The organism is Microbacterium sp. 69-7 (assembly GCF_001897985.1).
Classification (GTDB): domain Bacteria; phylum Actinomycetota; class Actinomycetes; order Actinomycetales; family Microbacteriaceae; genus Microbacterium; species Microbacterium laevaniformans.
Window position 1 is genome coordinate 9,925 of the sequence record NZ_MKRU01000058.1, and the last position, 9,717, is coordinate 19,641.

The 9,717-nt window shown below is 66.9% G+C and carries 12 protein-coding genes and 1 pseudogene; 4 read left to right on the top strand and 9 right to left on the bottom strand.

Annotated elements, in window-relative coordinates:
• A partial coding sequence (locus BGN98_RS05505) for a DUF1345 domain-containing protein (protein WP_288120098.1) occupies positions 1 to 344 on the bottom strand: 344 nt, incomplete at its 3' end.
• Positions 345 to 451: 107 nt separating this feature from the next.
• Between BGN98_RS05505 and BGN98_RS05510 the strand changes: the two genes are divergently transcribed.
• Positions 452 to 1,930 carry a DHA2 family efflux MFS transporter permease subunit gene (locus BGN98_RS05510; RefSeq protein WP_288120090.1) on the top strand — a complete coding sequence of 493 codons (1,479 nt, stop codon included), beginning with the start codon at positions 452 to 454 and terminating at the stop codon, positions 1,928 to 1,930.
• Positions 1,931 to 1,979: 49 nt separating this feature from the next.
• On the opposite strand, the gene BGN98_RS05515 is transcribed toward BGN98_RS05510, so the two are convergent.
• Positions 1,980 to 2,123, bottom strand: coding sequence for a hypothetical protein (locus BGN98_RS05515; RefSeq protein ID WP_157533899.1), 144 nt, complete (start codon positions 2,121 to 2,123; stop codon positions 1,980 to 1,982).
• On the opposite strand from BGN98_RS05515, the gene BGN98_RS05520 reads away from it, so the two are divergent.
• Positions 2,116 to 2,310, top strand: a complete 195-nt coding sequence (locus tag BGN98_RS05520) for a hypothetical protein (RefSeq protein ID WP_288120091.1) — start codon at positions 2,116 to 2,118, stop codon at positions 2,308 to 2,310. The two genes, BGN98_RS05515 and BGN98_RS05520, sit on opposite strands and share 8 nt — an antisense overlap.
• 12 nt (positions 2,311 to 2,322) lie before the next feature.
• On the opposite strand, the gene BGN98_RS05525 is transcribed toward BGN98_RS05520, so the two are convergent.
• From BGN98_RS05525 to BGN98_RS05540, 4 genes are all read right to left on the bottom strand, one after another.
• Positions 2,323 to 3,009 (bottom strand): alpha/beta fold hydrolase, encoded by a 687-nt coding sequence (locus tag BGN98_RS05525; protein ID WP_016464699.1) that lies wholly within the window; start codon positions 3,007 to 3,009, stop codon positions 2,323 to 2,325.
• A 24-nt stretch (positions 3,010 to 3,033) separates the two neighbouring features.
• Complete coding sequence (locus tag BGN98_RS05530) at positions 3,034 to 3,585, bottom strand: adenylyl-sulfate kinase (protein ID WP_005053922.1); 552 nt, start codon at positions 3,583 to 3,585, stop codon at positions 3,034 to 3,036.
• A 151-nt stretch (positions 3,586 to 3,736) separates the two neighbouring features.
• Positions 3,737 to 4,657, bottom strand: a complete 921-nt coding sequence (locus BGN98_RS05535; protein WP_231860905.1) for a hypothetical protein — start codon at positions 4,655 to 4,657, stop codon at positions 3,737 to 3,739.
• A gap of 44 nt (positions 4,658 to 4,701) precedes the next feature.
• On the bottom strand, positions 4,702 to 5,166 hold the full coding sequence (locus BGN98_RS05540) for a hypothetical protein (RefSeq protein ID WP_157557044.1): 465 nt from the start codon (positions 5,164 to 5,166) through the stop codon (positions 4,702 to 4,704).
• Positions 5,167 to 5,380: 214 nt separating this feature from the next.
• On the opposite strand from BGN98_RS05540, the pseudogene BGN98_RS05545 reads away from it, so the two are divergent.
• Positions 5,381 to 6,248 (top strand): annotated as a pseudogene (locus BGN98_RS05545) (IS5 family transposase); the annotation flags it as partial.
• A gap of 14 nt (positions 6,249 to 6,262) precedes the next feature.
• On the opposite strand, the gene BGN98_RS05550 reads toward BGN98_RS05545, so the two are convergent.
• On the bottom strand, positions 6,263 to 6,799 hold the full coding sequence (locus BGN98_RS05550) for a GNAT family N-acetyltransferase (protein ID WP_005053911.1): 537 nt from the start codon (positions 6,797 to 6,799) through the stop codon (positions 6,263 to 6,265).
• 121 nt (positions 6,800 to 6,920) lie between these two features.
• Here BGN98_RS05550 and BGN98_RS05555 point away from each other — a divergent pair, with 121 nt between their 5' ends.
• Positions 6,921 to 7,277 (top strand): hypothetical protein, encoded by a 357-nt coding sequence (locus BGN98_RS05555; protein ID WP_288120093.1) that lies wholly within the window; start codon positions 6,921 to 6,923, stop codon positions 7,275 to 7,277.
• Between the two features lie 114 nt (positions 7,278 to 7,391).
• Here the strand turns inward: BGN98_RS05555 and BGN98_RS05560 are convergent, their stop codons facing one another.
• On the bottom strand, positions 7,392 to 8,429 hold the full coding sequence (locus BGN98_RS05560; RefSeq protein WP_005053765.1) for an HAD-IIA family hydrolase: 1,038 nt from the start codon (positions 8,427 to 8,429) through the stop codon (positions 7,392 to 7,394).
• The gene (locus BGN98_RS05565) at positions 8,429 to 9,247 is read right to left on the bottom strand and encodes a tetratricopeptide repeat protein (protein ID WP_288120094.1); all 819 of its coding nucleotides are present in this window, start codon (positions 9,245 to 9,247) and stop codon (positions 8,429 to 8,431) included. The genes BGN98_RS05560 and BGN98_RS05565 overlap by 1 nt, the downstream gene beginning before the upstream one ends.
• Between the last annotated feature and the right edge of the window lie 470 nt (positions 9,248 to 9,717).

The window sequence follows — 9,717 nt, forward strand, 5'->3', positions numbered from 1 at the left end:
ACCCCCGCGACGAGGAACGCGCGGGCGTGGCCGCTGCTCCCACTCCCGATCAGCACCGCGACCACGCCGCCGAGGCTCGCGACGCTGCCCGCGAGTGCGATCAGGCGCGCGACCGGCCGGCCCGGGTCGACGCTCGTCGTGTGCGAGCGCGTCTGTTCGGCATCCATCGGCCAGACCACGCTCAGCAGCCACACCACGTTGGTCGCGGCCACGACGGCCCATCCGGCGAGAAGACCGACGGAGAGCCCGGCACCGACCGACGCGACGACGGCGACCACGGCCCCGACGGAGAGGGAGAGGGGGCCGCGGACGGCCACCCGCGACGGATGACGGCGAAAGCTCATGCCTCGATGCTCCCACCGCGACCGGGAATGCCGTGTCCGACCCTCCCGTTACAGTGGACAGTCGCCCCGCCCGCCGGGAACGCGTCCCGACGACACCCAGGAGCCCGATGACCTCTCCCGACACCGCCACCACGCCTGATGCGCCCACGCAGGTCGGAGCCAAGGAGAACCGCGTCATCTGGTTGCTGCTGGCCGCCGCGTTCGTGGCCATCCTGAACGAGACGACGATGGGCGTCGCGATTCCGCACCTGATCGGCGACCTCGGCATCACCGCGGTGGCCGCGCAGTGGCTGACCACCGCGTTCATGCTGACGATGGCGGTCGTGATCCCCACCACGGGTTTTCTGCTGCGGCGATTCACGACGCGGGCGATGTTCGCGACGGCGATGGGTCTGTTCTCCGCGGGCACGCTGATCGCGCTGATCGCCCCGGGCTTCGAAGTGCTCGTCGCGGCCCGTGTCGTCCAGGCGTCGGGCACGGCCATCATGATGCCCCTGCTCATGACGACGCTCATGACTGTCGTCCCGCCGCACCTGCGGGGGCGGATGATGGGCCGTGTCAGCGTGGTGATCTCGCTGGCCCCCGCCATCGGACCGACGATGGCGGGCATCGTGCTCGACAATCTGACGTGGCGGTGGATCTTCGCGATCGTCCTCCCGATCGCGTTGATCGCCCTCGTCGTGGGGGTGCGCTGGATCCACAACCTGGGAGAGAGCACGCACACGCCGATCGACATCCTCTCCGTGCTCCTGTCCGCCGTCGGGTTCGGCGGGGTGGTCTTCGGGCTCAGCCAGATCGGTGGGCACGGGACGGATGTCGCCGCCGCGGAGGCGGCGACCACGACTCTCGTCGTCGCGCTGGGCATCGGACTCGTAGCCCTCGGACTGTTCGTCTGGCGTCAGGTGATCCTGCAGAAGCGGGATGAGGCGCTCCTCGATCTGCGCATCTTCCGCTCGAGCAACTTCTCCCTGTCGGTCGCGCACTTCGCGGTGATGTCGCTGGCGTTCTTCGGAACGCTGACTGCGCTCCCGCTGTATCTGCAGAACACTCTGGGACTGTCGGCGAGCGCCTCCGGCCTCGTCGTGCTGCCGGGAGCGCTGGCGATGGGCCTTCTCGGCCCGGTCATCGGACGCGTCTACGATCGCTGGGGCACCCGCGTGCTGCTGCTTCCCGGGACGATCATCGTGCTGACGATCCTGTGGAGCTTCACGATGCTCACCGAGTCGACCCCGGTGTGGATCCTCATCGGAACCCAGACGTTGCTGTCGATCGGGCTGGCGATGTCCTTCACGCCGTTGTTCACGGCCTCTTTGGGCTCGCTCGAGCCGCGGTTCTACTCGTACGGCAGCGCGATGGTCTCGACGATCCAGCAGGTCGCGGGGGCAGCCGGCATCGCCCTCCTGATCTCGGTGATGTCGTCAGTGGCTGCGGGTGCGGCTCGGAGCGGAGTGGCCGAGGCGCCCGCCGGAGCTGCAGGCGCACGGGCGGCGTTCCTGCTCGCGGCGATCATCGGCACGCCGCTGTTGATCAGTGCTTTCCTCATCAGAAAGCCGGATGACGTACCGGACGGGCCACCCGCGCACTGAGCTGACGCGCGCCGACCCTGCGCGAATCGGACGGCAGAACTCGGGACGCTCAGCCGATACTGCAGGACCCGCCACCGCAGCACGATGCGGATGCGTCGACGCTCGCGTCCACGAGCGGGAGAAGCGTGATGGCACCCTGAGCGCTCGAAGCGTCGTCGTCGACAGCGACCTGGGGCTGGTGAGAGGTGGTCATCCGTCGATCATACGTCGCTGTCGCGACGAGCGGCCTCGAGGACGGCGAACTGACCGCACCCTGGCAGGCGGTGACGGATGCCGGGTCACGGCGGCGATGCTCTCCCCCGCCGGACGACCTCGGCGCCTTCACGGGAAAGCTCGTCGAGGAGATCGGCGATGGGCAGCACGACGGCCCGACCGCCTGAGCGGGACGGCTCTCAGTCCCAGTCGAGGTAGTCCTCGATGAACCACGACGTCTCGCCGGGGTGGGTCAGGGGAAAGAAGTGGCCGGCGCCGTCGACCGCTTTCACGCTGACCAGCCCCGGCGCGGCCTTGCGCAGCGACTCTCCGGCCTCGACCGGCGTGACGCGGTCCGCGGATCCCTGGACGATGAGCACGGGCGTGGCATCCGCGACAGGCTGCCAGGCCGCGCCGTCCGTCGCCGCGAGCGCATCCGCTTGCATCTGACGCACATCGGTCTGCGGCGAGAACGAGTCGCCGAAGACTGCGCGCACCTCCGCGTCGAAGTCACCACCGTACGGAGCTTGGCGGGCGACGCCCAGCAACAGCACTCCGCTCACATGGTCGTGATGGTCGATCGCGACGGTTCGAGCGACCGCACCGCCGAATCCGTGTCCACCGATCCAGGCTTCCGAGATCTGCAGGTGGTCGAGGACGTCCACCACGTCCTGGGCGAGTTCGTGCAACGTCGGCGCCGTGGAGCGTCGTGTGGCGATGCGCACCACGCGGAAGTCCTCTTCGACGAGGATGCTGGCCAGCGCGCCGAAGTAGGCGAAGTCCAGTCCCGCCTCAGGCAGCAGAACGATGGCGGGGCCGGTGCCCTCATCGAGGTAGCTGATGTCGCGAACGTCGGCATCGAAGATCTGTCGAAGGTTCTCGGTCACGATCCTCCATCCTAGGCCGTGTTGCTAAACGCTCTCCGCGGCGCTCGGGGTGTCCAGCCAGCCCGCGCTGACAAGGATCTCGTGCGCGATCTCCGCGACGGAGCGGCCGTCGGTGGCGATGCGTGAGACGGTTTTGTCCGCCGCGTCGAGTCGTCGCGCTGCGAGGTTGCTGCGGTCGATGTGCTCGGCCAGCGCGGTGCCGATCTCTCGTTGCGCGAGTCGATGGGCTGCGGTCGTGTCGGTTGATGTCAGCAGGACCGCGGATGAATGAGTCTCGCCGCCGAGCGCGGCCTTCAGTTCCGTGACCTGCAGCACGCTCACGGTGTTGGTGAAGATCAGACGTGAGTAGCCGACGGCTCGGTAGTTCTTCCACATCGCCGCGAGGTTCTGCTCCGCGAGGTTGATGCCGTCGCGCCAGGGTTGTGGGTATGCCTGGTCGAGGTTGTCGCCTTCGATGAGTGCGTGGCGGATGTCGGCGCGGGCCAGGATCCGGGAGACCTCCGCGGCCACGGACGACTTGCCCACTCCCGAACGGCCGCCGATGAAGATGACGTCCGTCGGGGTGTCGGTCTGCATCTGCTCATCTTGTCGCATCGCGCGACGATGTCAGCTCTAACGATGTGAGCCAGTGCAGTGTGGCCCCCAGGCAGAGAGCGGCGTGATAGTTGCTGCTCGATAGGATCGGTGGGATGTCTCGCATGAGGCGGCGAGGATCTCCGGGCGTTGGTTAGCGCGACGTTGCCAGAAGAGAACGGGCCTTGGCGAGCTTTGTTGCGTCACCGCGACTCAGGGATTTGAACTCATCTGCGTGCGAGGAGATGTATTCGTCCTGCCACGCAGAAGCGACGGCGACTCTCAGCCCGGTAAGGCCCGTTGAGAGCTTGCAGTTGACGTCCGAGGCGGCGACTTGAATCTCGGCGGCCGACGCTTTCGATGTTGCCCACTTCGGGTCATTAATCGCGGCCGCAGGCGTCTCGTACGTGAACCCGTTTGCCTTCATGCATTCGCTCCAAGAACGGAACGCGGCGAGCACGCGAGGGTCTCTGTCCGATTGGCGCAGGCCGTACGCAACGGTCGACTCGAGGAGGGCTTGGCTCGAACCGTCGTCGCCGGTAATGGAGCGAGCTTCGGAGATGCAACCCCCCGCAGGAACAGTTTGACCGTTGATCTCTCGATCGGAGCCGTCGCCCATAGCAATGTCCAGGGCGCGCTCGTCGAGAGAACTCGCGTCCTTCTCTGCGATCCCTGCTCCTTCGCCTGACTCGAGGATCTCGTCGCCTACCACGTGGTAACCAGTGCTCTGTGCTTGCGCCAGGTCCAGCACCCCGAACAAGCGATCGTAGTCATGACTCTCGGCGGGAACTGTCTGCGGCGGAACGTCGAACGACTCGCCGAATCTTGCCATGCAAGACTGCATCGCCTTGTGTTCAGCCAGGAAGACCACATTCTGATCCTCTGGCGACATTCGGTAAGAGTCGACGGGGAAGACGATGTCGCTGCCTACACGAACATCGGTGACCTGGCCGAGCTTTAGCTCCTCCACGGCAGCAGAAGCGTCCGATGCCGCTCCGGTCGGTGCCGCCCCGCCGGCGCCTGCTGGCTGGACACGGGACTGGGCAACGACACTCGTTGCAACACCGAAGCTCACGACTCCGATGGCAGCAGTTATGACTACCGCCGTCACCCGGCGGGCTAGAAGCTGCATACTGTCCCCGCATTCCAACAGAGCGATGAAATCTGATCGTTATACGCCACCTGTGTAACCGACGTCAGCGGGTAGATGGTCTGGTAGGCCCCCGAGTAGTACGCGTCGTTGAACAGGCGGACCTTGTAGGTGGCATCCCTGTTCTTCGCGCCGCTGATGGTGTCGTTGAGGTTGCACTTCGGCGCATACCCCTGGATGTTGTTGCACGTATCGGGGTTGTTGTACGTGTGTGGCGGCCAGTTATTCATGTTGCCGTAGCTGCCATCGAACGCAGACCAAGGATGCAGCACGCTCGAGGCGTAGGGGTCGTCAGGCGGCCCGAAATTCAAGCTATCGTTGTACACGCACACATCTCCCGAGGAGCACGTGTGCCCTGAAGCAAGAGCCACGCCCGGCGCAAGACTGAGGCCAAGGACTGCACCGCCCACCGCCGCTGTCAGCATGTGAGCCACGAGGCGGCCCCGTCTCTTTCTGGTACCGCCTACGTCCCGGACAACCGACCTAGCGAATCGCCTCGTCATGCGGGCATCATCGCATCGCTACTCCCGATGGGTCAATAGCTACCTTGGGTACCCATGATCTCTACAGGGCTAGAAGTCTGCGCATACGGCCACTAGGCCGTGTTGCTAAACGCCTTCGGGCTACCCGTGGGCGAGTCTTGGACGCGTGTCGCGTGATGTGATCTCGGATGAGGCGTGGGCTGTGATCGGCTCGTTGTTCCCGATTGCGAAGTCCACGGGGCGGCCGCCGGTGGATCGGCGCACGGTCGTCGAGGCGACGGCGTGGCGGTTCCGGACGGGCGCGCCGTGGCGGGACGTGCCGGAGCGGTTCGGGAACTGGAACACGATCTATAAGAACTTCAACCGGTGGTCCGAGCAGGGCGTGTGGGCGCGGGTGCTAGAGAAGACGCAATCGTTTGCGCAGCAGTCCGGCGATCTGGACTGGGTCGCGTCGATCGACTCCACGATCGTGCGCGTGCATCAGCATGGCGCAACCCTTCCCCGCGTCACAAGGGGACCTGTCGAACTACAAGAAGTTTGGTGACGAACCGGCGGATCATGCGATCGGCCGTTCTCGCGGCGGGTTGACGACGAAGAGTCATCTGGTCTGCGACGGGAAGGGACGAGCTCTCGCGTTCATCCTCACGCCCGGGCAAGCGGCGGACACCAGCATGCTGACCGCGACACTGAGCGAGATCCGCGTGCCAGGCGCCCGGGGAAGGCCGAGGTCGAGGCCGGAGCGGGTGCTCGCGGACAAGGGCTACCCGTCGAAGGCGAATCGCGCCTGGCTGCGCGAGCGCGGGATTGCCGCGACGATCCCCGAACGCGACGATCAGATCGCCCACCGACGCAAGCGCCGCGGGCGGCCGATCGACTTCGGCGACCAGCAGCGGGCCCGATACCGCGGCCGCAACGTCGTCGAACGGTGTTTCAACAAGCTCAAGCAGTGGCGTGGGATCGCGATGCGCTCAGACAAGCTCGCTCGCAACTACCACGCCGGCCTTTGCCTCGCCGCGACGCTCCATTGGCTCAGCAGTGGTGTCGTCGCTCATTCCGCGATCGGCAGCGCGAGATTCGTCGTAGGGGCGGGGTCGGTCACCAGTCGCGCGTGCGTTTCAACGTCGTAGCGAACATTGCCGTAGCGGAGCTTCTCCCGCTCGATCCCTTCGGCGAGAAATCCCGCCGCGGTCGCCACTCGACATGACGCGGGGTTGTTCACCCGGTGCCCGAGCTCGAGCCGATGCAGCCCGTTCTCAAAGGCCCAGTCACTCACCACGATGAGCGCACCCGTCACGTATCCCTTCCCGCGCGCTTCGGCTGCGAGCCAGTAATACATCCACGCGGTCTCGTGCCGAAACTCGATCGCGGACGCTCCGACGTTGCCGATCGCAACACCGTCCTCGACGACGGCCCAGTTCTTCACGTGCTCGTCGAAGCGCAAGGACTGGTCGATGAACGCCTCAGCAGCTGCCCGGGTTGACAGATCGGCGCCGCCGAACTGAGTCGCCAGATCGGAAGTGCTCTGAAATGCCTCGCTCAGCGCCGACGCATCGCGACTGTTCCACGGGCGAAGCGAGACACTCACGCCCCCAATCCTGCCTCACTTGGCAGCCGTGAGTCGGACGCAGCCTTTAGCAACACGCCCTAGGCGGCGGCGAGTGTGCAGGGAGCATCTCCGTCCCCGCGGCGATGCCTAAGCTGGGATGGTGACGTATCCCACGGCACGGTGGTGCCGCAGCCGGCGAGGCAGCGCCCTGTGCACGCGATCGTCCGGGCATGCGGGACTGCACAACCGCGTCGGCACGTCGCAGATGTGGTCGGACGTCGACGCCGACCCGCCGACGTGCCCGGCCTCCGGTACCGAGGCCATCGGCGCGCCACGCCTGGCAGACACTTCCCCCGCCGCCGGCTTTCCCGATGGACGGGCGCGGGGCCTCGGGTGCGATGCCTTCGTGCCGTTGGTCGACGGCCGCCTGGGCGCCCATGACCGATTTCGCGGCACCGAGGATGTCGCCGAATCCGCCGCTCGCGCCGAGTGGTTCAACACCTTCGGCTGGGAGTGAGGCGGGCACCGCGTCTCAGACGCCGAGCTTCTTCGCCGCCTTCTTGGCCGCCTTGTCGACGACTTTCCGCGAGCGTGCACGGGCCTTCTCGGCGCGGTCAGTGAGAACAGAAGTTCACGGGCGGTGGAAGGGATCCGCGTACAGCCGCTCGGGCACGCGGAACCCGTAGATGGCGCGCCCGGTGGCCCAGATGGCTGCGGCGCCCGCGCGTACGAGATCGATCGGCCGGGACCCCTCCGACACGACGTGGATGTCGGCGCCGTCGATCCGCACGGCCGCATCACGGACGGAGGTCACCTCTCCCTGGACGACCGTCTCCGGGTACTCCTCGTGCAACTCGCGCAGATCGCCGAGGATGAAGGTGGGCCGCGCCGTCGGCGGAGCGGCAAGCACGTGCTTGGGTCGGTCGATGCCGGTCAGCACCAGCACCGAGTCGAGCCCCGCAGCCTGGGCGCCCGCGATGTCGGTGTCGAGCCGGTCGCCGATGAAGAGCGCCTTGTGTGCCGCGAAACGCGCGACGGCCTCATCGAAGATCGGTCGCTCCGGCTTGCCCGCGACGACGGCGAGCCGACCGACGGCCGTATGCACGGCAGACACGAGTGTTCCGTTTCCCGGCGCGATGCCGCGTGCCTGCGGAATCGTCCAGTCGGTGTTCGTGGCGATCCACGGGATGCCGCCGGCATCCTCCGGCGTCGCCAGAGCGTACGCGGCTTCGGCCAGCTGCTCCCAGCCCACCTGGGGAGCAAATCCCTGGACGACGGCCGCGGGGGCGTCCTCGGCGCTGCGGGTCACGACGTAGCCGGCCTTCTCGACTTCGAAGACGAGGCCGTCACCACCGACGACGAGGATCGTGGATCCCGGTGCGACGCGATCGCGCAGCAACCGCATCGCGGCCTGCGGACTGGTCACGACGTCTTCGGCGCGTGTGGAGGCCAGCCCCAGCTCGCGCAAGTGTTCCGCCACGACGGCATCACGTCGGGACGCGTTGTTGGTGATGTACCCGAGGCGCCGCGACACAGCCGCCGCATTCAGGCTGTCGACGGCATACGGGAGGGCCCCCGGGCCGGCGTAGACGACCCCATCCAGGTCCGCGAGCACCGCGTCGACACCGTCGAGGGGAGTGCGAGGCGCGCGCTTCGAGAAGAGGCCCATCAGCGCTCCGCTTCCTCTGCATCCGACTCGTCGTCGCCGGAACCGTCGCTCTCGACCGTGGGGGCGATGTCCTCCTCCGCCGGCAGCGCGATCTCCTCGATCTCGTAGATCTCGATCACCTCGAGATCCGCATCGACGGCCCCGAGCGCCTCCGCGGCCACCTCGGCGCGTCGCTGCCACTGCTGCGCCTCATCGACGCGGCCAAGCTCCTCGAGCACCGCAGCCCGCGCCGCGAACAGCCCGGGGCTCCACGAGAAGGCACGATCGGGGTCCAACTCGGGGATGTCCAGTTCGCTGAGTGCGCGCTCCGTCTCACCGAGGTCGAGTCGAGCCCCCGACATGGCAATCGCCAGCTCCACGCGCACTTCGGTGGTCAACGTCGAACGATCCACCGCGCGTCCCACTTCGAGTGCACGATCAGCGCGGCCCACGCCGCGTTCGCTGTCGACGAGAAGGGCGATCTGGTCATCACGGCCGGAGATGCGCCGGTACGTCCGCAACTCACGCACCGCCAGGGCGAAGTCGCCCAACGCGTACGCGGTGATGGCGACGGTCTCACGCACGATAGCGATGCGCCCAGCGCTGCGGGACGCGGCGAGGGCATGCTCGTGCGCACGGACGGCGTCCTCGTCGATGAGACGTGCTGCCATGGCGAGATGACGCGCGACCTGTTCGGCGTTCTCCTTCGACAGCGTCTTCAGCTCGTTGCGCGCGGATGCCGGCAGGTCCTGAGGAGTGACATCGTCGGGCAGTTGCGGCCCCGTGGGGCCCGTGCGACGCTCCGAGCCCTGCGGCGGCCGGGAACTGCGACCGGGCACACGGGAGGTTCGATCCCCATCGCGCTGTGCGTAAGGCTTGCGCTCGCCATCACGAGGAGCATACGGCTTCCGCTCACCATCGCGCTTCACGTACGGCTTGCGCTCACCATCGCGAGGCGCATACGGCTTACGCTCACCGTCACGCTTCACGTAGGGCCTACGCTCGCCATCACGAGGCGCATACGGCTTACGCTCACCGTCACGCTTCACGTACGGCTTACGCTCACCGTCACGAGGCGCATACGGCTTACGCTCACCGTCACGCTTCACGTACGGCTTACGCTCACCGTCACGCTTCACGTACGGCTTACGCTCACCATCGCGCGGACGCTGGCCGTCGCGAGGGCCCGCGCCCGATCGTGCCCACGAGGTTCCATCGGAAGACCTCCGACGGCGCTCGGGTGTCGCATCCGGGTTCTCGGGATCGCGCTCCTGTGCCATCGAAGGAGTTCCTTTCAGTCGTGTTAACG

Coding starts and splice junctions, on each gene's coding strand:
- BGN98_RS05510 (WP_288120090.1), top strand. CDS start 452: ATGACCTCTCCCGACACCGCCACCACGCCTGATGCGCCCACGCAGGTC.
- BGN98_RS05515 (WP_157533899.1), bottom strand. CDS start 2,123: ATGACCACCTCTCACCAGCCCCAGGTCGCTGTCGACGACGACGCTTCG.
- BGN98_RS05530 (WP_005053922.1), bottom strand. CDS start 3,585: ATGCAGACCGACACCCCGACGGACGTCATCTTCATCGGCGGCCGTTCG.
- BGN98_RS05560 (WP_005053765.1), bottom strand. CDS start 8,429: ATGGGCCTCTTCTCGAAGCGCGCGCCTCGCACTCCCCTCGACGGTGTC.